Source organism: Mycobacterium sp. SM3041, assembly GCF_039668335.1.
Lineage (GTDB): Bacteria > Actinomycetota > Actinomycetes > Mycobacteriales > Mycobacteriaceae > Mycobacterium.
This window is the reverse complement of sequence record NZ_JAYXBQ010000025.1, coordinates 20,567-40,530: the sequence shown is the minus strand read 5'-3', so window position 1 is coordinate 40,530 and position 19,964 is coordinate 20,567. Positions and strand designations below refer to the sequence as shown.

19 protein-coding genes and 1 pseudogene are annotated in these 19,964 nt (G+C 66.9%); 8 read left to right on the top strand and 12 right to left on the bottom strand.

The annotated features are described in order from the left end of the window. The first annotated feature begins 195 nt into the window (after positions 1-195). Complete coding sequence (locus tag VXD91_RS06725) at positions 196-1,194, top strand: nitronate monooxygenase family protein (RefSeq protein ID WP_212814221.1); 999 nt, start codon at positions 196-198, stop codon at positions 1,192-1,194. Here VXD91_RS06725 and VXD91_RS06720 read toward each other — a convergent pair. The 5 genes from VXD91_RS06720 to VXD91_RS06700 all read right to left on the bottom strand — a co-directional run bounded on the left by VXD91_RS06720 (position 1,191) and on the right by VXD91_RS06700 (position 5,270). Beyond that, positions 1,191-2,495, bottom strand: coding sequence for an amidohydrolase family protein (locus VXD91_RS06720; protein WP_318984889.1), 1,305 nt, complete (start codon positions 2,493-2,495; stop codon positions 1,191-1,193). The genes VXD91_RS06725 and VXD91_RS06720 overlap by 4 nt on opposite strands. Beyond that, a complete protein-coding gene (locus tag VXD91_RS06715) occupies positions 2,489-3,691 on the bottom strand; it encodes a CoA transferase (RefSeq protein ID WP_346415005.1) in 1,203 nt (400 codons plus the stop codon). The genes VXD91_RS06720 and VXD91_RS06715 overlap by 7 nt, the downstream gene beginning before the upstream one ends. Continuing rightward, a complete protein-coding gene (locus tag VXD91_RS06710) occupies positions 3,688-4,569 on the bottom strand; it encodes an enoyl-CoA hydratase/isomerase family protein (RefSeq protein WP_346415024.1) in 882 nt (293 codons plus the stop codon). Before VXD91_RS06710 ends, VXD91_RS06715 begins: the two co-directional genes overlap by 4 nt. Positions 4,570-4,726: 157 nt before the next feature. Next, on the bottom strand, positions 4,727-5,077 hold the full coding sequence (locus VXD91_RS06705; RefSeq protein ID WP_212814216.1) for a hypothetical protein: 351 nt from the start codon (positions 5,075-5,077) through the stop codon (positions 4,727-4,729). 43 nt (positions 5,078-5,120) lie between these two features. Next, positions 5,121-5,270 (bottom strand): DUF4193 family protein, encoded by a 150-nt coding sequence (locus tag VXD91_RS06700; RefSeq protein ID WP_212814214.1) that lies wholly within the window; start codon positions 5,268-5,270, stop codon positions 5,121-5,123. Positions 5,271-5,467: 197 nt separating this feature from the next. Here VXD91_RS06700 and VXD91_RS06695 point away from each other — a divergent pair, with 197 nt between their 5' ends. From VXD91_RS06695 to VXD91_RS06680, 4 genes and pseudogenes are all read left to right on the top strand, one after another. Beyond that, on the top strand, positions 5,468-6,970 hold the full coding sequence (locus VXD91_RS06695; RefSeq protein ID WP_318984887.1) for an SDR family oxidoreductase: 1,503 nt from the start codon (positions 5,468-5,470) through the stop codon (positions 6,968-6,970). A gap of 74 nt (positions 6,971-7,044) precedes the next feature. Continuing rightward, positions 7,045-7,482, top strand: coding sequence for an SRPBCC domain-containing protein (locus VXD91_RS06690; protein ID WP_346415004.1), 438 nt, complete (start codon positions 7,045-7,047; stop codon positions 7,480-7,482). 16 nt (positions 7,483-7,498) lie between these two features. Beyond that, positions 7,499-8,188, top strand: a pseudogene (locus tag VXD91_RS06685) (UdgX family uracil-DNA binding protein); the annotation flags it as partial. 54 nt (positions 8,189-8,242) lie between these two features. After that, positions 8,243-8,809, top strand: a complete 567-nt coding sequence (locus VXD91_RS06680) for a dihydrofolate reductase family protein (RefSeq protein WP_318984886.1) — start codon at positions 8,243-8,245, stop codon at positions 8,807-8,809. 11 nt (positions 8,810-8,820) lie between these two features. On the opposite strand, the gene VXD91_RS06675 is transcribed toward VXD91_RS06680, so the two are convergent. The 3 genes from VXD91_RS06675 to VXD91_RS06665 all read right to left on the bottom strand — a co-directional run bounded on the left by VXD91_RS06675 (position 8,821) and on the right by VXD91_RS06665 (position 13,746). After that, the gene (locus VXD91_RS06675; protein ID WP_346415003.1) at positions 8,821-9,570 is read right to left on the bottom strand and encodes a TIGR00730 family Rossman fold protein; all 750 of its coding nucleotides are present in this window, start codon (positions 9,568-9,570) and stop codon (positions 8,821-8,823) included. 38 nt (positions 9,571-9,608) lie between these two features. Further along, positions 9,609-12,215 carry a LuxR C-terminal-related transcriptional regulator gene (locus tag VXD91_RS06670; RefSeq protein ID WP_318984884.1) on the bottom strand — a complete coding sequence of 869 codons (2,607 nt, stop codon included), beginning with the start codon at positions 12,213-12,215 and terminating at the stop codon, positions 9,609-9,611. 106 nt (positions 12,216-12,321) lie between these two features. Continuing rightward, positions 12,322-13,746 carry a hypothetical protein gene (locus VXD91_RS06665; protein ID WP_346415002.1) on the bottom strand — a complete coding sequence of 475 codons (1,425 nt, stop codon included), beginning with the start codon at positions 13,744-13,746 and terminating at the stop codon, positions 12,322-12,324. 249 nt (positions 13,747-13,995) lie between these two features. Between VXD91_RS06665 and VXD91_RS06660 the strand changes: the two genes are divergently transcribed. Beyond that, on the top strand, positions 13,996-14,673 hold the full coding sequence (locus tag VXD91_RS06660; protein WP_346415001.1) for a hypothetical protein: 678 nt from the start codon (positions 13,996-13,998) through the stop codon (positions 14,671-14,673). 147 nt (positions 14,674-14,820) lie between these two features. Continuing rightward, positions 14,821-15,852, top strand: a complete 1,032-nt coding sequence (locus VXD91_RS06655) for a peptidoglycan-binding domain-containing protein (protein ID WP_346415000.1) — start codon at positions 14,821-14,823, stop codon at positions 15,850-15,852. Between the two features lie 4 nt (positions 15,853-15,856). Here VXD91_RS06655 and VXD91_RS06650 read toward each other — a convergent pair whose 3' ends face one another. Both VXD91_RS06650 and VXD91_RS06645 read right to left on the bottom strand, forming a co-directional pair. Further along, complete coding sequence (locus tag VXD91_RS06650; RefSeq protein ID WP_346414999.1) at positions 15,857-17,032, bottom strand: damage-control phosphatase ARMT1 family protein; 1,176 nt, start codon at positions 17,030-17,032, stop codon at positions 15,857-15,859. A gap of 10 nt (positions 17,033-17,042) precedes the next feature. After that, positions 17,043-17,300 carry a DUF3297 family protein gene (locus tag VXD91_RS06645; protein WP_346414998.1) on the bottom strand — a complete coding sequence of 86 codons (258 nt, stop codon included), beginning with the start codon at positions 17,298-17,300 and terminating at the stop codon, positions 17,043-17,045. Between the two features lie 371 nt (positions 17,301-17,671). Here VXD91_RS06645 and VXD91_RS06640 point away from each other — a divergent pair, with 371 nt between their 5' ends. After that, positions 17,672-17,905, top strand: a complete 234-nt coding sequence (locus VXD91_RS06640; RefSeq protein ID WP_346414997.1) for a hypothetical protein — start codon at positions 17,672-17,674, stop codon at positions 17,903-17,905. A gap of 4 nt (positions 17,906-17,909) precedes the next feature. Here the strand turns inward: VXD91_RS06640 and VXD91_RS06635 are convergent, their stop codons facing one another. Together VXD91_RS06635 and VXD91_RS06630 are read right to left on the bottom strand one after the other, a co-directional pair. After that, positions 17,910-18,728, bottom strand: coding sequence for a CoA ester lyase (locus VXD91_RS06635; RefSeq protein WP_318984878.1), 819 nt, complete (start codon positions 18,726-18,728; stop codon positions 17,910-17,912). A gap of 94 nt (positions 18,729-18,822) precedes the next feature. After that, the gene (locus tag VXD91_RS06630) at positions 18,823-19,920 is read right to left on the bottom strand and encodes an acyl-CoA desaturase (protein WP_346414996.1); all 1,098 of its coding nucleotides are present in this window, start codon (positions 19,918-19,920) and stop codon (positions 18,823-18,825) included. Between the last annotated feature and the right edge of the window lie 44 nt (positions 19,921-19,964).

Here is a 19,964-nt window from a genome sequence, read left to right as displayed (position 1 = left end):
TTGCATAAAAACGCGCCGGAAGCCGGGACAGGCGGTCGGCGCTTCCCTGATACGACTGATTTCCAACATGTTCGAATCAGCGGGCAACGCGAGAACATCCACCCGCCGCCGATTATGCCACTAGTTGCATAACCACTCCAGCGCCACTAGAGTCCCGTCCAAACCCGGTCTCCGATTCGAAGGGCTATCACCACCATGGGTCTGCCTCCCGTCCTCGCACAGCGCCTGTCCCTGCCGGTGGTCGCGTCACCGTTGTTCCTGTGCTCGGGGCCCGACCTGGTGAAGGCGGAGTGCCAGGCCGGCGTCATCGGCTCGTTCCCCGCGCTCAACGCCCGGCCGTCCAGCCTGCTCGGCGATTGGCTGGATGAGATCCAGGAGTCGAACGCCGCCTACGCCCTCGCGAATCCCGACGCCATCGTCGCGCCGTTCGCCGTCAACCAGATCGTGCATCGCTCCAACGACCGCCTCGAGCACGACATGAGCGTCATCGTCGAGCACAAGGTCCCGATCGTGATCACCTCGCTCGGGGCGCGTCCCGAGATCAACGATGCGGTGCACTCTTACGGCGGCATCGTCCTGCACGACATCATCAACAACGAGTTTGCGCACAAGGCCATCGACAAGGGTGCCGACGGCATCATCGCCGTCGCAGCCGGCGCCGGTGGCCACGCCGGTACCCAGTCCCCGTTCGCGCTGGTCCGCGAGATCCGTGAGTGGTTCGACGGTCCGCTGCTGCTGTCGGGCGCCATCGCCCACGGCCGGTCCATTCTTGCCGCACTCGCCGCGGGAGCCGACTTCGCCTATGTCGGTTCGGCATTCCTCTCCACCGACGAAGCCAACGCGGTGCCCGAGTACAAGCAGATGATCGTCGACTCCACGGCATCCGAGATCGTCTACAGCAACCTGTTCACCGGCGTGCACGGCAACTACCTGCGCGGCAGCATCGTCGCCCAGGGTCTCGACCCGGACAACCTGCCCGAATCCGACGCCTCGGCAATGAATTTCGGCTCGGGCGGGAACACGGACGCCAAGGCGTGGAAGGACATCTGGGGTGCCGGGCAGGGTGTGGGCAGCATCAAGGAACGCCTCACCGTCGCGCAACTGGTCGAAACCTTGAAGACGCAGTACGTCGAAGCCCGCCAGGACCTGCTGAGCCGAGTGCTCGACGACGAGGTTCTCGAGCCGGCGCACTAGCCCGCCTGATACACCACCGCACCGTCGTACACGGTCGCAGCCACCAGCGAGGCGTCCAGCGCAGCCAGGACGTCTCGCGGTGGCGCCGCCAGCACGCACACGTCCGCCGGCATTCCCACCGTCAGCTCCCGAGGCACGTCCGGCTGCGCGGGTGCGCCGAGGAACATGCCCAATGCCGTTGCGGCATCGATGCTTTCAGCCGCTCCCAGCACGGCGCCCGACGGCGTCCTGCGGTGGACCGCGGCGCGCATCGCCGCCCAGGGATCGGCGTCCCCGAACGGCATATCGGTCGACAGCGCGACGGGTATCCGCGCGCCACACAGCGACGCCACCCGCCACAGCTGGCCACGCTCGTCCGCGGGCACGTCGGTGAGGTACTGCGCGCCCCGCTCGGCGACGAAGTTCGGCTGGGTCACCACCAGCACGCCGAGGTCACGCAGGTCGGCCAGGCAGTCGTCGGGAATGACGGCGCCGTGCTCGATGCGATCCCCCGCCCGGGAACCCGCCTGCCGCAGCGCGGCAATCGCCACGACGAGCTGCATGGCCGTAACACAGTGCAGCGCAACGATTCCACCTTGACGGTGCCGGGTGCCGATCCAGTCGGCCAGCGCCTCGAGGTCCAGATCGTCGTCGTGCAGAATGCGTTTGGCGGGTGCCAGGACTTCGACGCGCTGGCGCAGTTCGCCATGCCGACGGGCCTCGGCGAAGTCCATCACATCCTCAGCGGTGAGGTCGGGGGTCGCGTCGGTGACACCGGTGACACCGAATGCCGAGAGGCGCCTGCTGATCTCGCCGAGTCCGGCGTCGCTGCGCTGCAACGCATGCGTCCAGCCCGGGTCCGCGCTGCGCAGCCGGCCGTCGGGGTGGTCGGGCAGGCCGACGGCCGTCAGACCCGCGGAGTTCAGGGTCCACAGCACCCCGCTGCGGTGCTGAACGCGCACGGGCACGTTCGGTGAAACCTCGTCGAGCACAGCGCGGTCCAGCGGACCCGCGACAACCTCGTGGTAGCCGACGGCCCGAATCCAGCCGTCCGCGCCGACGGCGGCCTGCCCCAAGACCGCACGCAGCGCGTCACGGCTGCGGACCTCGCCCGGACCGACCCGCACCGACGTCAACGCCGCTGCCGCCGAACGCAAGTGGACGTGATGGTCGTGTAGTCCGGGGATGACGGTGCCACCGGCCGCGTCGAGAACGTCGTCCCCGGTGATCGGCTCGAGGTTGTCGGCAATGGCCTCGATGCGCCGGCCCAGCCGAATATCGACGGTCCGACCGTCGAGCAGCGTGGCTCGTTGAATCAGCATGCCCGGCAAGCCCTTTCCTGCACGATGCCCCGTACCCGCGCGTTGTCGGTGCCCAGCTCGCCGGCCCGCGACGACAGCGCGGGCGCCACCGGTTCGGCCACCGGACCGACGCTCGCACCGCTCGTCAGTGGTAGCGCGGCGTATTCCGCCGCCACGGCTGCCAGGGCGATCTCGACGACTTCACCACCGCCGCGCCGCAGCGACCCCGCCACCGCCAGTGTGGCGTGCATCCCCGTCAGTGGATCGGCGATCGCGTCACCGCAGAACACCGGTCCGCTGCCCGCCGGGTCGGAGCCGACGAGGCCTCCGGAAGCCGCGGCATCATCGCCGAATCCGACCCAGTGGCCCTGCTCCCCCTCAGTGCCGTGACCGGTGATCCGCAGCCACACCCGGCCGTCCCGCGCCGGAACATCGTCCGGCCCCAGGCCGCGGCGGGTCAGCGCATCCGGACGAGACGACTCGATCACCACGTCGGCGACGGACAACAACTGCCGCAGCTCGTCGGGCTGGCCGAAATCGACGGCGTAACAGAGCTTTCCGGCGTTCATCCAGTCGAAGAATCGTCGTTCCCCCTGCCGGGTGCCGTCCGGCCGCGAGGGGCTCTCGACCTTGATCACTGTCGCGCCGGCCCGAGCCAGCAGCTGTCCACAGAGCGGGCCGGCCCACATCGAGGACAGGTCGACCACCAGCAGCCGGCCGCAGTCCCGGAACGGCTTTCGGTTGCCGCGTCGCCGGACCACCGGGACGGTGGCGGTCGTCTCCCCCAGCACGCCGACAGGAAGACCGAGCAGACGCGCACGCTCCGCGACATCGGCGATCTGGCGGCGACCGGCCCACTCGATGATGGCCGGCCACGGGTGATCGACCGGCACGTCGGATTCGAGCAGCGCCGGTACCGCGGCGACATCATCGGGCCGGGCCAGCGTCAGGGCGAACCAACCGTCGCGACCGGCGATCAGCCGCGTGGCGCCGCCGGCGCTGATCCGGCCCTGCCGGTGCAGCCCGGCCAGCGCGGCCCGCCCCGCGAGAAGCTCCGCCGCATCGATCTCGATGCCAAGTCGGCCGGACAACTCGGATGCGACCGTCCGCGCCCGAGCCAACACCGCCGCGCGACTGACGTCCGGCGGCCCGCCCGGCATACCCGTCAGCGCGGCCAGCCCACTGGCCGACCAGTCCCGCGCCGTCTCGTCACTCACGCGCTGACCGCATCGACCAAGCCCCAGTCCTGCGCCGTCACCGCATCGATCGTCGCCCCCGACAGCACCAAATACGCTGTGCGCCAGCGGCCGATCCGCCGCGTGATGCTCACCGTCCCCCCGGCTCCGGGGATCAGACCCAACGCCAGCTCCGGCAGGCCGAGGGTGGCGTCGGGGTGACAGGTCACCTGCCCGCAGAACGCGGCCATCTCCAGCCCGCTGCCCAGCACCTGGCCGTGCACGACGGCCCGGGACGCCGGGCCCAAGCGCGCGGTGATCTCGTCGAGCACCAGGGCCGGGCTGAAGCGCGTGCGGGCCAGGTGCGCAGACGCCGGGTCGTCGAATGTCCCGAATTCGGCGAGGTCTCCGCCGCTGCAGAAGGAGGGACCGTTGCCGGTGAGCACCAGGCGAGTCACCGACGGGTCCAAGCGCGCGACCTCCAGCGCCTCCAGCAGTGCCGCCCGCGCGGCGGTGGAAAACGCATTGTGCCGCTGGGGGCGGTTGAACGCGACGTGCAGAGTGTCACCGTCCCGGTGCGACACCACCGGATCCGGGAGCAGCGGAACGGTTTTCGGGCCGCGTTCGGCGAGCCAGCGCGCGAACTCCCGGCCGGACTGCAGCGTCGAATACGCCAGTGATTCGGTGATCACCCCGGCGAACGTCGGCGCCGCGGGGTCGAATGCCCGTAGTACGTCGTCGCACACCGCGGCGGTCTGCGGCCACGTGGCGACGCGTTCGGCGATCTGTCCCAGCGCGGCGTCCACATCGGGCACCTGCACGGTTCTGCGGTCCGCACACGGGCGGTCGACCAGCGTGAAAGTCGCTTGCTGCAGCCAGAACTCGGCGTCATCACCGGCCGGGTCTCCGACCCCGATCACCAGACCTGCGGCACCCGGGTCCTCCGCGAGGTCGATGACCCTCAATTCGTCAGGCAATGGACACCCGGTCCTCGGCCTCACGGTGAGCCAGCGGCACGTTCTCGCCTCCTGCGGATGTGGACAACCGGATCATGCCACTTCCGCCGCGGATTGAGGCCTAGTCGAGCTGCACCCGCACGGTGACGCGGCCCTTCTCGTCACGCGTCGAGATCGCATGCCCAGCACGGTCGGCGCCGCGAAAGTTGAGCAGTGTGATGGGCCCGCCCTCGCCGAGGAAGTTGCGCCACCAGCTCTTGGAGTCCGGGGCCATCACGCTGATGACCACGTCGTCGCCCGACAGCCGGTAGTTGACGGGGGTCTGGAAGCTACGGCCCGATTTGCGGCCCGTGTAGCGGATCTCGACCAGGCTGCGGCCGACGATGTCGCCGAGGACGGGCACGCTGGTCAGACCGACCGCCGCCTTGTTGAGCGCGCGGACGACGGGGTTGTCGAAAAACGTGCTGGACATGGTCGCCAGGCTAGCGCGGGTGGCCCGAGTCGGCCGACCTTGATCACGCGCATTCGCGGCAGACGTGCCCCAGCGATGGGTCAGCTGTCAACTCGCTGAGCTCACGGACGTGAATGCAACGGATGCAGATGAATTCATTGACCTGCTGCGGCGTACGAGCCAGCTGCTGCGGGCTGTCGTAATCAATCGTCACGTGGTCTGACCTTCCCAAGACGGACGCCGCACATGCGGCATGTCCGCAGCGAATGCCCCGTCCGCGCTCGGGATAAACAAATCTGTCGCCGATTGCCGACCATCCGCGCGCGGCAGGCCTCCGAATCACTGGGTAGTGCCGGGCATTTTCGGGGAATGTCTCAGCAGTCAGCGTGCCGCCCCAACCGAGGAGAGTCTGTGACAGATGCGAACCACGCCGCACCGTCGTTGCGCGTGCTGGTCACCGGAGCCACCGGATACATCGGCGGTCGGTTGGTGCCGCGTGTCATCGAAGCCGGCCACCGCGTGCGCGTGCTGGCGCGCAACCCGGACAAGATCAGCGACGTGCCCTGGGCGGCCGACGTGGAGGTGGTGCGCGGCGACCTCACCGATGCGGCCACGCTCGGCGAGGCCTGCCGAGACATCGACGTCGTCTACTACCTCGTGCATTCGATGGGTAACCCGGGAGAGTTCACCGAGGCCGAACGCACCAGCGCAGAGAATCTCGCTGCTGCCGCGCGCACCGCCCACGTCAAGCGCATCGTCTATCTGGGCGGTCTGCACACCGAATCCGACCGGCTGTCGTCGCATCTGCGGTCACGCAGCCAGGTCGGGGAAATCCTGATCGACTCCGGTGTCCCGACGGTCGTGCTGCAGGCCGGCGTGGTCATCGGTTCCGGTTCGGCCTCCTTCGAGATGATCCGCCACCTGACCAACCGGCTACCGGTGATGACGACGCCGCGCTGGGTCAACAACCGCATCCAGCCCATCGCGATACGCGACGTCCTCTACTACCTGCTGGCCGCCGCCACCGCCGACCTGCCGCGCTCACGCACCTACGACATCGGTGGACCCGACGTCCTGCGCTACGGGGAGATGATGCAGATCTACGCCGAAGTCGCGGGGCTGGCGAGACGCAGAATCGTGGTCCTGCCGGTCCTCACCCCGAAACTCGCCGGATTGTGGATCGGGCTGGTCACTCCGGTGCCACCCCGGATCGGCCGCGCTCTGATCGAGTCCCTGAGCACCGACTCCGTGGTGACCGAGCACGACATCGATGAGGTGATTCCACCGCCGCCCGGAGGCACCACCGGATACCGCGACGCCGTCAGATTGGCGCTGCGCCGCATCGAGGACGGCGAAGTCGAAACCACCTGGGCCAATGCCTCGCCGACCGGCGCCCCTGCCGACCCCCTGCCGTCGGATCCCAGCTGGACCGGCGACGCCATCTATACCGACGACCGCAGCATCGACTGCGACGCGGCCATCGAGCAGGTGTGGCGCGTCGTCGAGGGCATCGGCGGCGAACGCGGCTGGTACTCATTTCCACTCGCCTGGACGATCCGCGGTTGGCTCGACGTACTGACTGGCGGCGTCGGCCTGGCCCGCGGCCGGCGCAACCCGAACACCCTCTACACCGGCGACGCTCTCGATTTCTGGCGCGTCGAACGCATCGAGCGGCCGCATCTGCTGCGGCTGCGCGCCGAGATGCGCACCCCGGGCCGAGCGTGGCTGCAGTGGGAACTCCACTCCCGTGACGATGGCACCACCCGGCTGCACCAGCGTGCCATCTTCTTTCCCAAAGGCCTTGCGGGACGGCTGTATTGGTACGCGCTGATGCCGTTCCACGGCATCATCTTCACGGGCATGATCAAGAACATCAGCGTCGAAGCCTCGAAGGAAGGATCTCGCGCCGCCTAGCTCGCCGCGCTGCGTCCCGTCTATTGAGTGGACAGTTGTCGGCAGCTGTACACCCTCTCCCGTACGGTGTGTCTGTGAGTTTCGCGATTGACAGGTCAGTAGAGATCGACGCACCGGCCGAGGTGGTCTGGCAGGTCCTCACCGACGGGGCCAGCTACGGCGAGTGGAATCCGTTCTGCATCGAGTGCTCGTCGACGTTCGAGCCCGGTAGCCCGATCGACATGAAGGTCATGCTGATCGGCCCGCCCAAGAAGCAGCGCGAATACATCAACACCTTCACTCCGGGCGTCGAGTTCAGCTACAACATGAAGCCCGCCCCGCTGGGACTGCTGCGCAGCGAGCGCTCACACCGGCTGACCCCGCTGCCCGACGGCCGCACCCGCTACGACTCGCACTTCCAGTTGTTCGGCCCCGTGTCTCCCATCGTCGCCGGCCTGCTGGGCCGCGCCCTGAAGAAGGGCTTCGGGGGCATGACCGACGGCGTCAAGAAGCGCGCCGAGTCCCTCCGGTAGACGGGCGCCGCGTCGGCTACGTGGCGCGATTGGCGCGGCGGCCTGCGGGGTAAACACCCGCATGGCCGAAACCAGCGCGGCAGACTATCTCCCCCGCGAGCTCAGTATCCCGGCGCTGCGCACGGCGGCCGGCGAGTGCCACGGATGCGGGCTCTACCAGCACGCGCAGCAGACGGTGTTCGGCGCCGGCGACGACGCGGCCGCGATCATGCTGGTCGGCGAGCAACCAGGTGACGTGGAGGACCGGCGCGGTCAACCGTTCGTCGGCCCGGCCGGCCGCCTTCTCGACCGCGCGCTCGGCGACGCCGCGATCGATCGCGACCGGCTGTATGTGACCAACGCGGTCAAGCATTTCAAGTTCAAGGTCACCGATCGCGGCAAGCGCCGAATCCACCAGAAGCCCAACCGAACCGAAGTGGTCGCCTGCCGACCGTGGCTGCTGGCCGAGCTGCGCACCGTGGAACCCGACGTGGTGGTGTTGCTCGGCGCGACGGCAGCACAGTCGCTCCTGGGCAACGATTTTCGGCTCACCCAGCATCGCGGCGAGACCCTACAGCTCCCGGCCGGCACCGTGCCGAACCACGACACCGTGGCCATCGCCACCGCGCATCCCTCGTCGATCCTGCGCCTGCCACCGCCCGACCGTGACGCCGCCTACCGCGACCTGGTGGCCGATCTCCACAGGTCGGTGGAGCTTCTCGGCTGAGACGCGCCCCGCTCCTGGCCGATGAATTTCGCCGTCGGGTGCAGTCTGATCTACATGGGCAGACTCATCTATGGCTTCAACGTGTCGGTGGACGGATACATCGCCGACGCACAGGGCAGCATCGACTGGTCCGAACCGAGCGAGGAACTGCACCAGTACTGGAACGACTTCGAGCGCGAGACGGCGCTGTCGTTCTACGGCCGGCGGCTGTACGAGCTGATGGCCGCGTACTGGCCGACCGCCGACAAGGAACCGGATGCCACCCCGATGATCGTGGACTTCGCCCACATCTGGCGGAACATGCCGAAGGTCGTGTTCTCGCGCACGCTGGATTCCGTCGACTGGAACTCCCGTCTGGAACGCGGCGACCCCGTCGCGGTGGTGTCGAAGCTCAAAGCCGAGACCGACGGCAATCTGGAGATAGCCGGTGCGACGCTCGCCGCGCCCGTCGTGCGGGCCGGATTGGTGGACGAGTACCGGATCGTGCTCGTGCCCACCGCAGTCGGCGGCGGCACCCCGTTCTTCCCGACCCTGCCGGCATGGATCTCGTTGCGACTGTTGGAGAACCGCACGTTTCCTTGCGGCACCGTCCTGCTGCGGTACGAGGCGAAGCGCGACTGAGGGCGGCCCGGCTAACGCGCTGACGAGACGATGATGTCCACGGCCTCGGCCACGCTGTCGGTGCAGTGGATCAGGTCGAGGTCGGATTCGGAGATCTTCCCTTCGGCCAGCATCGTGTTGCGGATCCATCCGATGAGGCCCGACCAGTAGTCGACGCCCAGCATGATGATCGGAAACGCCGTGACCTTGCGGGTCTGCACCAGGGTCAGGGCTTCGAACAGCTCGTCGAGAGTGCCGAATCCGCCGGGCAGGCACACGAACGCCTGCGCGTACTTGACGAACATCGTCTTGCGCACGAAGAAGTAGCGGAAGTTGATCCCGAGATCGACCCAGTGATTGAGGCGCTGTTCGAACGGCAGCTCGATGCCCAGACCGACCGAATAGCCGCCGGACTCGCTGGCCCCACGGTTGACCGCCTCCATCGTCCCCGGACCGCCGCCGGTGATCACGGCGTAGCCCGCGTGCACCAGTGCGGCGCCCAACTCCTCACCCAACCGGTATTCGGGCGAATGCGGTTCCGTGCGGGCGGAGCCGAAAACCGTGACCGCCCTCGGCATCTCGGCCAGGGCATCGAAGCCGACGACGAACTCGCCCTGGATGCGCATCACGCGCCACGGGTCGGTGTGCACCCAGTCGGTGGGGCCGCGTCGGTCCAGCAGACGCTGGTCGGCGGTCGTGGTGGCGCAACGTTCGCGACGGAGTTGCACCGGGCCACTGATCTGGAGGTCGCCGTCGTCGTCCACGGTGTCGTTCTCGTTCACGTCGGCCAGCGTATGGGAAGCCGGGGCGCACCTGAGATTCAGTGAGCCGCCGCGCCGGTCCGGATCAGCTTGGCGAGATCCTCGCGGTCCGAGATGTCGAGCTTTATGCAGGCCCGATACAGGTGGCCTTCGACCGTGCGCACCGAGACGGTGAGCCGGTCGGCGATTTCGCGATTGCTCAGCCCGGCGGCAACCAGGTTGGCAATCTCCCGTTCGCGCACCGTCAGGGGCAAGGGGTGCGCCGCCAATTCCAGTGCGGGGGTACGTACTCCCCCGCACTGCGCGGCCAACCGGTTGGCGACGGCGGCGGCCTCGGCGCTGCGTCGCCGGTCGTCGGCCGCCGCGAACGTCGCCGATGCCTGTGCCGCGGCGTCGAGAGCGGACAACAACGCACCCAGCTGCTCGAATTGCTCTGCGGCAGCGAACAATCCAGGCCCGTCGCGATCACTGACCGCCCGGGCATGCGCCGCGATCGCAGCGGCCATGCGGCCGCCGACCCCAGAGGCGACCTCGATCAGCCGGCCCGCGGCGCTGTGGTCACCGAATCGCACTGCGTCATGCAACGCCAGCATGGTCACTGCACTCTGGCCGGAACTGTCGGCCAACCGGGCGGCATCCAATGCCAGTTCGATTGCGGCGCTGACATTTCCCTCTGCCGCCGCGAGCCACGATTCCGCGATCCTGAGCTGTGGACCGAACACCGCGACGTGCCGGCCAGAGCGGACTTTCAACTCGGCGACCATCTTGGCCCCAGGCTGCACCCGACCCAACGCGCAGTACGACTGCGCCAGCAACAGCCGGGCCGGGAAGCTCCACGAAGCCGCCGACTCGGCCGTCAGCGCCGCGACCGTCTGCTCCATCCGTGACACCGTCTCGACGAAATCGCCGCGGGCCAGACCGATGGTGCCGACCAGCACATTGGCCATCCCCCACGCCAGATACTGGCCCGACGAGGTGATCTGCATCATGACCGCGGATCGGCTGCTCGCCGCGTCGAATTCTCCGGCGAGCACCAACGCGCGCACCTCCCCGAACGCGGTGAGGTAGCGGAGCAGCCCGTCGGCCTTGGCGCTGGCCATGCGGCCCCGGCGCGCCAATACCGCCACTTCTTCGCTGCGGCCCATCAGTGCCAGGGCGAGCGCCCCACCGAATGCCGCCCACTGCAACGCGACCGGATGCGCGATGGGCTCGGCGAGCACCCGATCGGCCATTGCCACGGCTTCCGTCAGCCGGTTCTCGAAAGCCAGCGTTGCCGACGCTGTGCCGTCGATGATCGGTATCAACTCGGGGCTCGTGATGCGCTCGCGGAGCAGGGCGAGCACTTCGTCGGAACCCTCGGCGTCGCCCATCGCCCAGTGCAGGTTGGCGATACGTGCCCATCCCCACCGCAGCAGCTCCAGTTCGGTCATCTGCTCGGGGTCGAATGAGCTGAGCGTCTCCTCGGCTTCGGTCGCCTTGCCCTGCCACAGCAGCGAACGCGCCAGCAGTTCGCCGGCCTCGAGGCCACCGCCCCGGTTGGTGGCCGCGCGAGCCAGCCGCTCACCCAACGTCACGTTCGTGAGGGCGATGGCCTCTCTCGCCGCTGTGACGAGCAGATCCAGTTCGGGCACCTCGTCGCTGTCCAGCGTCAGTTCCGCGAGCCGAATCCGGTGCGCCGAACTGTTCAGCGGCCGGTCCCGCATCGCGCGAACGAGCTCGCCGCGCAGTCGGCGGGCCGCGGCCATCCCCAGCCGGCGGCGGATCACCTCGCCGAACAGCGGATGGGTGAAGCGCACGTCAATGCCACCCGGTTCCTCACCGACTCGCACCAGACCACGGCTTTCCGCCTCTTCGACGACGTCCGAACCGACGATGGCAGTCAGAGTGTCCAGGTCGAGGGGCTCGCAGAAGGTGAGCAACCGCAGCGCGTGCAGCACCTGGTCGGGCAACTGGTCGACCCTGGAGTCCAGCAATGACGCCAGCTCCGAGGTGACCGCAGCCCGGCCCCGCAGCTGCCACACCCCCCGAACCTGCCGCAGCGTCCCGGCCTCGATGGCGCCTTCCACCAAGTGGCGGACGAACAACGCATTCCCGCCCGAGGCCTGCCACATCAGCTCGGCAGACAGACCCTCCACCTGTCCGCCCAATGCCTCCTCGATGAGGCCGACACACTGCTGCTGACTGAACGGCATCAGATGCAACCGCTGCAGATACCGGTCCTTCCACAACGACGTGATCGCGTCGGGGACCGGCGCGCCCGCCCGGACCGTCGCCACGATGCGTACCGACCCGTCCAACGCCAGCTGGTGTAGCAGCGTCGCCGACAGCTGGTCCAACAGATGCGCGTCATCCACGCCGATGACCGAATGTCCTTCGGCCAGAATCGTTTCGCGCGCCGCGGACAGGAATGCCACCGGATCACGCGACGTGGCACTGCGCACCAGATGGGCGAACACTCCCAGCGGGATGCCCCGCGCCGACTCGGTCGCCGCAACCCAGTGGGCGCGCACCGGCAGTGACTGGGTGACCAACCGGGCGAGCGTCGTTTTGCCAACGCCCGCATCACCGACCAGGACGATGCCGCAATCGCCGGATTCCCCTAGCAATGCGCCGCGAATCACCGAGAATTCACTGTCGCGGTGAACGACCGGCCAGTTTTGGGCCACGGCGCACAATTCTACCGGCCGGTTTTCGCTGTTGAAGGCGTAATGACCGTGAAATATCGGTCCGCTTTTCGGGCCGGCAGCTAACGTCCGGCCCGAAATACGGGCGTTACATCTTGTCATGCAGATCGGACACCATGTCGAATAGCGTCCTGTTGTTGTGGGTCCTGGTAAGGATTTTCGCCAATGTCGTAATTTGATCGAAGACCGAGCGAGTCGTGTTCTGCTTTTCGTCGAGCGGCTCGGTGTCCGGGGCCAGCAGGTCGACCATCCGGTAGTCCGCGCCGTCGGGGCCGATCAGCGGTGAGCCGTCGGTATTGGTGCCGTTGAGCATGTTCATGATGTCTTGCGGCTGAGCCATCGTGATCACCCCTGTCGTCGCTCGGGCAGCTACCGGCCCGGCACCGGCGGTTCCGATGCCACAGGCAGCGGCAAAATCGTTGGGCGACAAGCCGTCTGCGACGTTCATGTCGCAGTTGCCGAACGGGTTGCAGCCCATCGGCAGGCCTTGATTGGCGCCATATGCGCCGTCTGTGTATTGATGGGCGATCTGGCCGGGCAGCAGGGGGTTCGAGCCGTATGACGCAGCGATCACCCGTAATCCCTTGGGCCGCGTCACCCACATCGTGTTGAAGTCGCCCTGGTTGGCATAACCGATGATGCGCGCCGGATTGCCGGCGTACTCCGCGAGGTTGTCGTACAGGGCGTTGATCCAGGCGGATCCGTCGCCGCCAGGGTTCCCGCCACTTTCGACGTCCAGCATCAGGACAACCCTGGGGTGCAGTCCCCCGTTGGCATCGATCATCTGCCGTACCGTGTCGGCATTCTCCTGCCAGTTCGGGCGCACGTAGGTGTAGACGATGCCGCAATCCAGCCGGCCGGTGTCCAGCGCATTGCGCATCCACGCATAGTTCTGCGCGAAGTTGGAATCCCGGTGCGTGCCGTCGCATACGCGGATGGACAGAATCTTGTACGGGTAGGAATCACTCACCGGAACCTGGAATTCGGACACGTCGGCAAAGAAGCTGTCCACGTGGGCCTGAGTCGGGGGTGTGCCGTCCTCGACGATCGGGCCGGCCACGTACCAGTGGTCGTTCCAGTAGTTGCTGTCGGAAGGGAGCGCCTTGGGCGTGGTGCAGCACCCCCAGGAGCCCGACGATTCCATCGCGACGCCGTCGACCACACAGTTCATGTGCGAGTGGGGACCGCCGTCACCTTCATGGTGCAGGTTGATCACCACCGGCGCGTCGCCGGGCACGTCGCTCAACGATGCGACGTGCATCAGATCGAATGGTCCGACGTGTTGCTCGCCGAACGGCAGGTATCGATACGACTCGGTGGACAGACCTTGTCTGCCCCAGACCATCTGGTCTCCGTTGAACACCGCCGAGAGCACATCGGTCACCAGGCCCGAACAGTCACAACCCACGCCGCGATCGTTCGGGTCCCACGTGCCGCCGTAGACGTAGTCGTCGCCGAGCCGGTCGAAGAATATGCGTTTGGCGAACTCCACGTCGCCTCGAGTGACGGTCATCAGTCCCTCCTTTGATGAAGTGATGGGAACCCAGTGTCACGACGAAATATGCCGAGCCGCACCAGTAGCCCACTACTCGATTCGCTGTTCAGCAGGGCGCGGAATCACGTCGTGACCCGGCGATGATCGAGTAGCCGGCTACGCAGGCGTCCGAATTGCCGGAGGCGCAACATCGTTGGTGCGCAGGACAACTGGACCGCGAGCTGACGCGGCGACCCCGTCGTCCTCGCCATCACGGAGGAGGTCATCATGAGCCTGGTTGCCATGGCGTCGGTCGCGGTTGCGCGCGACCTCGCACCGGTCGGTCAGCCGCTGAACAGCGTGACAATTGGCGCCGGACAGGGGGTTTCACCGTCACCGCCGCCGCCGACCGGACCGCCGTACGTGCCGCCGGAGATGCCGGCCATGGGGCCGACGGCGACGTTGCCTCGGCCAACCGATGTCGCCCAAATGGCCCCGCCGGCACCACTGATCGACACAGCTGCCGGATTTGCGCAGTTGCTCGCCGCCCAAATCCCCGCCGAGGCACTCGTCGCCTACACGACGTTGTTGGCATTGTTCGTCGACTCAGGACCTACGTACAACACCGGCCGGTGGGTGCTCTACGGCTTCTCGGTGATCGCCTGCGGTGCCATCATCCTCGCGACCTATTGCGCCAAGCGGAATTACACGTTGCAGCACGGGGACGGTGTGAGCGCGCTATGCGTCATGCGCCCGCCGTACCTGCCGATCGCGGCAGCCATGTTGTCGATGGCCGTATACGGATTGACAGTGCCCGGGTCACCACTGCAATACAGTGTGCCCGACGGCGCGTTCACGATGCTGTCCGGCACGCTTGCCGTCGGCGGAGCACTGATGATGACCATTCTCACGCCTTTCCTGGGCACGGGTAACGCCGCCGTCCCGGTAGCGAATTCTGATCCGTGAAAGGTGAATTCGCATATTCGAGTAGTCGACTACTCGATACAGGCACCCGGCACCGTCAATAGCGTCGAATCCGTCATCGACGCAGGAATCCGGACCAATTCGGGCCGACACGGAACCGGCGCGACGTGACAAGAAGGGAGCACTCCGATGCCGCTACCGTACGGGCCCGGGGCCCATGGCACCGAAATCGAATACTGGCAGGCCTGGTTCCAGCGCCAGTACCGCGCGTTCGCGCCGGCGAAGGACCGGGTTTATGGTGACGGCGCAGTCGCCGCGGTCACCGAGATGCAACGGCGCCTGGGGTTACCCCAGACCGGCGTCTTCGACGAGACGACAGCGCAGGCGGCCCACTACGTTCCGCCGCCACGGAATCTACGGCCGATCATGTTCACCGTCGAAGGTCACCTGTCGGATATGTTCAGAGGACCGGTGGCCGACACCGCGACAACCCTTGAGACCGAAGGCCTTTGCCATCACCAGCCCATCGGTTACAACAACGGAGCGCTGCCATTCGACAACGAGAGCGGTATCAACGAGCTCGCCCGACTGCTCGGCGCCACCCAGATGGACAACGGCGTGCCGTTCCCGCAGGGCACACCCTGGTCGCTAGGCGTCTACTCCCAGGGCGCGATCGTGGGATCGTACTTCTACTTCCGTTACCTTCGCCCCGGTCAGCCGCTGGCGTGGCGCACCGCGGACCTCAAAGGCGTTCTGGCGTACGCCAACCCGTGCCGACAGACCGATTCCATCGCGCCGTGGGCCAGACCAGGAGTGACAGCGACCGGCACCCACGGCCTGGACCCGCTCCAGCGATTCGGCTTGCCCGGCTTCCCCGCCAAGCCCGACCACTGGATGGACGTCTACCGTGAAGGCGACATCTTCGCCGAGAACCGTGACGACCAGGCGAGCGCGGTCAAAGCCGCTGTCTACCAGGCGGTGATGAACGACTGGATCAGCAACCCGTTCTCCCTCGCCGGGCAGATCGCCTTCACGCTCCATGCGCCCTTCGACGAAGTGTTCGCGGTGATCAAGGCAATGATCAGTGGCGCGGTATTCCTGGCCAGTAACCCGAACCCGCACTACGCGCCGTTCGAGCTCGAGGGCGGCACGCGGTGGATGCGGGAACGACTCATCAGCGGATCGATGTCAGTTCCGCAGCCCAGTCCGGTGGTCGTCTGAATCCCTACTCCACCCGGGCTTGGATCACCCCGTACCCGCCGCTGGTCCGCCACCCCTGTCCGGCGGTATCGAGTGCGGCGAGCTGCCCGGGCGTCAGGCCGACGACAACTTCCGATTTGAGTGTCCGCAGTGCCGTCACCGGAGACGGAAAGTAGTCGACGGTCTGGTCGAACGGTGTTGTGGCGGGCCAGTATCGGTCGCCGACGAGGCGCCGATAATTGAGGTCGCCTTTCATCACAGTCATTGTGGCACCGGCGAATTCGGCGGTGAGGTCGTCGGGCATGTCGTGGAACGACAGCGGTGCACAGAAGAACTTGTGGGTGCGCACCGTGAGCCGGCCGCTGCGCACAGCGTCCCACAGCCGCTCGCCGACCTTCCCGATCGGCGGATGTGCGTCGGCCCGCAAGCGTCGGATGACAGCCAGGACATCGGCCGTCGTCGCATCCGACACGTAGTAGGGATACGGCTTGACGTACAGCACGATCTCGGCCGCCAGGCGCTGACAGAGCAGGCTGTCGATCAGGACGAGATCCGCCAGCAGTTCGCGGCCGGCGTTGTCAGCGACGACGCAGACGGTCGGGTTGTCCTGCGCGCGGAGCGCAGACCACAGCACGGGGCTGTCGTCGACGAGGATGCCCTCCGAGCGCGCGTCTGCGGCACCGGCGCCCTTTTGGAGTTGGAAGCTGAGGTCGGCGCGGTTACCCCACAGCGCGGCCACCAGCAGAGTCTCGCGCTGCTGGTTCTCCGCCGCGTCGGCCAGGTCGGCGAAGGCACGCAGCTCGTCGTCGACCTCCGGCCCCGTCAGCTCGGCGGTCTTGACCGGAGCGAACGGGTCGACACCGCGCCAGGCCCCGGCCCCGAAGTAACCGACGGCGTCGAGCAGCCGGCGGTAGAAATAGCTCTCGCTCCACAGGAACGGCACCTCGCCCCAGGGGCGACCGTAGACGTCGTCTCCCCAGGCGAGCCACTCATGCCGGTCATGAGCATGCTCGGGCAACGGCTCGAGGACGCCGGTGGTGCTCTCGACGAGCAGCTGCTGCAGCATCGCCTCTTCGGCGGACGTGTAGGGCGTGGTGTCCAGTACCTGGCGAATCAGCTTTGGGTGACGCTCATGGAACACCTCCCACTCGAAGGACCCCGGCACCGCTGCGGTGATCGTGGGGGCATCGGTGGTGTCCACGGGGCGTCCGCTACTTCGCTGTGCGGAAATACGGTTCGACCGTGCCGCTCTGCTTGACGACCATCGGGTTTCCGCGGCGGTCCTTGGCGGTGGGCACCTCCACACGCACCCAGCCCTCGGCCACGTTGTATTCGACGACGTTGGTTCGCTCGACGCCATTGAAGCGGATACCCACGTCGCGCAGGAGCGCCTCTTCGTTGAAGAACGGGCTACGCGGATCGATGGAGAGGTGATTCGGCGGGACGTCGGTGTTCTGATCCTGGGGCATGTTGGCTTTCGTTGAATGCTGACGGATTCTTCTTCGCTAAGAACGTACGCGACCCCGCCGGAGCGGGTGCCGCGTAGGTCGTGGCGGGCCGCGAGAACCAAGCTTCCACCGGATGAGGCCGCAGACGCCGCCACATCGAAACCTGTTGGTGCCGCCGACAATTGCGCGCCGTCGCACCCACAAAATCCCCATACACCTCACGTGTCACATCCGTCTCGTGAGGCCCCCGCAGACCGCTGTTCGCCTGCACACATAACGGTGCCGGCACTCCGGAAGTCGGCCTACCATCGAAAGCTATACGGGCCAGGTGAAGGCAATTCACCAGTGCCTCGCGACAGATCAAACCTCATGACAGAAGGAGGGATGGGCTGATGAAATTCGCACTCGCAATCGCTGCCGCCGCGCTCGCATTCAGCCCCATCGGCGTCGCCCACGCCACACCAGGACAGTGTTTCAACACCCCTTGGGGTGGCTACTGCGACGGGCAAGCCGACGGCAACGGCATCTTCAACCACTGCGAAGGTGCAATGGGATTCAGCAACTGCTTCTACGTGCGTGCCGTACCCACGGACGTCGACCCGCGGGGATGGGTCCCGCTGACCTGACGCCTCAGTTCGGTATCAGCCGGAGTTGGCGCGCCTTCTCGAGGATGATCCGCGCGCGGTTCAATCGGGGTAAGTCGCTGCCGTCCTTCGGTTTTCCGCCGCGGGCGTTGAACTGCTCGACGAACTCGCGTGCCCAGCCGATGTCCGATTCGGAGGGGCTCAGTCCGGCGTTGATGGTCTCGGCGTCGGACGAACGCAGCGCGAGCTTGCCCGTCATACCCATCTGCCGGGTGAGCGCCACGCCCTCGGCCAGCTGATCCGGGTCGCGGGTGGGCCCGTCGATCGGACCCGGGATGTGCGCCGCCCGCGACGCGACGACCAGCTGGGAACGGCTGTAGGCCAGCGCCAGCGGGTCCTGCTCGACGCCGATGTCCAGCGTGTAGTCATTGACGCCGAACGCGATGCGGAAGCACGGGCGCGCCGCGGCGATGTCGTGTACGCGCGCCAGCCCGCGCGCGGTTTCGATCAACGCGATCACCCGCGATTCGCCCCCGAGCCGGTTCGCGGTATCCCACATGTGATTTCCGCCCTCCGTCTTGGCCAGCACGACGCCCTTCAGCCCGCGGCACTCCGCCAGGGCCCGGCAGTCGGCAGACCAGAAATCACTCGACGCATCGTTGACCCGGACCCACGCCTGGGCCCCGGAGTTCAGGAAGTCGACGACTCGCTCCCGGGCCGCTTCCTTCTCGTCGGGAGCGACGGCGTCTTCGAGATCGAGGATCACCTCGTCGGATTTCGTGGTCGACAGAAGCTCCCCGAGATCAGGCTCGCGGGACGGATTGACGAGCAGCCAGGAGCGCGAAACCTTCGAGTTCACGGTCATGGCGTCAGGCTAGACGCATTGAGTGCGCCGCACCCGGCGTTGAAGCTGCGCACGGGACCACCAACCCGGCAGCGCCCCGAAGACCCCGACAAACCTAGCCGCGCCGCCGCCGTCCCACGCGCAGCAGCCAGTCGGGCAGCGCCAACCCGTGGATGATCCGTTGCGTCCGAAAGTACTGGCGCGGAAGCGATGCCGTGTTGTAGGGCAGGTCGTACTTCTCGCACAGTTCCCGGACCCGGACGCTCACTTCAGGCAACCGGTTGCTCGGCAGATCAGGGAACAGGTGATGCTCGATCTGGTAGCACAGGTGCCCACCCGAGAACGCCAGCAGCGGGCCTGCGTTGAAGTTCGCCGTCCCGAGAATCTGTCGCAGATACCATTCGCCGCGAGTCTCGTCCTTGACCACCGCCGGGTCGAACGTCTCGGCCCCGTCGGGGATGTGCCCGCAAATGATGTTCACGTACACCCACAGGTTCCGGAGCACATTCGCGGTGGCATTGGCCGCCAGCGTGCGACGCCACCGGCGCAGGCTCAGCGCCGGGAAGAACACATAGTCCTTGGCCAGCTGGCGCGCGCTCTTGGCGAGGAATTTCCGCTCCTCCACCGCGACAGCGTCTGGCGCCTCACCCCGGAGCCGCTCCGAGTGCAGGCCATGCAGGGCGATACCCCATTCGAACGTCGCAGCCAGCACCAGGTTTCCGAGCGGCGCCAACAAATGCGCCCACCGCCACGGCTGGTCGGTCGTCACCCGTAGCAGGCGGTAACCGATGTCCTCGTCCATGCCGAGCACGTTGGTGTAGACGTGATGCCGATAGTTGTGCGAGTACCGCCACTGCGCCGAATGTCCGACCATGTCCCACTCCCAGGTATTGGAGTGGATTTCCGGGTCGTTCATCCAATCCCACTGACCGTGGGAGATGTTGTGGCCGAGCTCCATGTTCTCGACCGACTTCGCATACGCCAGCGCACACGTGCCGGCGACCCAGCCAACCTTGGACCGGCTCCCGGCGATCATCAGCCGCGCCACGACATCGAGCGCCCGCTGAAAATGGATCACCCGCCGGATGTACGCCGAGTCCTTCGCCCCGAGCGACTCCTCGACGTCCCGGCGGATCACGTCGAGTTCGTAGCCGATCTCTTCGACGTCCTCACGGCTGAGGTGTACGTAGGCAGAGACATCGGCGATCGCCATCAAGGTGTCCTCGGGTGGGAGTGGCAGGAAGACGGGGCCATCCA

Excerpts from the sequence above, each read along its gene's own strand:
- VXD91_RS06660 (WP_346415001.1), top strand. The coding sequence starts at position 13,996 with ATGAGCCTGGTTGCCATGGCGTCGGTCGCGGTTGCGCGCGACCTCGCA.
- VXD91_RS06705 (WP_212814216.1), bottom strand. The coding sequence starts at position 5,077 with ATGTCCAGCACGTTTTTCGACAACCCCGTCGTCCGCGCGCTCAACAAG.
- VXD91_RS06640 (WP_346414997.1), top strand. The coding sequence starts at position 17,672 with ATGAAATTCGCACTCGCAATCGCTGCCGCCGCGCTCGCATTCAGCCCC.
- VXD91_RS06720 (WP_318984889.1), bottom strand. The coding sequence starts at position 2,495 with ATGCTGATTCAACGAGCCACGCTGCTCGACGGTCGGACCGTCGATATT.
- VXD91_RS06655 (WP_346415000.1), top strand. The coding sequence starts at position 14,821 with ATGCCGCTACCGTACGGGCCCGGGGCCCATGGCACCGAAATCGAATAC.
- VXD91_RS06645 (WP_346414998.1), bottom strand. The coding sequence starts at position 17,300 with ATGCCCCAGGATCAGAACACCGACGTCCCGCCGAATCACCTCTCCATC.
- VXD91_RS06630 (WP_346414996.1), bottom strand. The coding sequence starts at position 19,920 with ATGGCGATCGCCGATGTCTCTGCCTACGTACACCTCAGCCGTGAGGAC.
- VXD91_RS06725 (WP_212814221.1), top strand. The coding sequence starts at position 196 with ATGGGTCTGCCTCCCGTCCTCGCACAGCGCCTGTCCCTGCCGGTGGTC.
- VXD91_RS06665 (WP_346415002.1), bottom strand. The coding sequence starts at position 13,746 with ATGACCGTCACTCGAGGCGACGTGGAGTTCGCCAAACGCATATTCTTC.
- VXD91_RS06680 (WP_318984886.1), top strand. The coding sequence starts at position 8,243 with ATGGGCAGACTCATCTATGGCTTCAACGTGTCGGTGGACGGATACATC.
- VXD91_RS06635 (WP_318984878.1), bottom strand. The coding sequence starts at position 18,728 with ATGACCGTGAACTCGAAGGTTTCGCGCTCCTGGCTGCTCGTCAATCCG.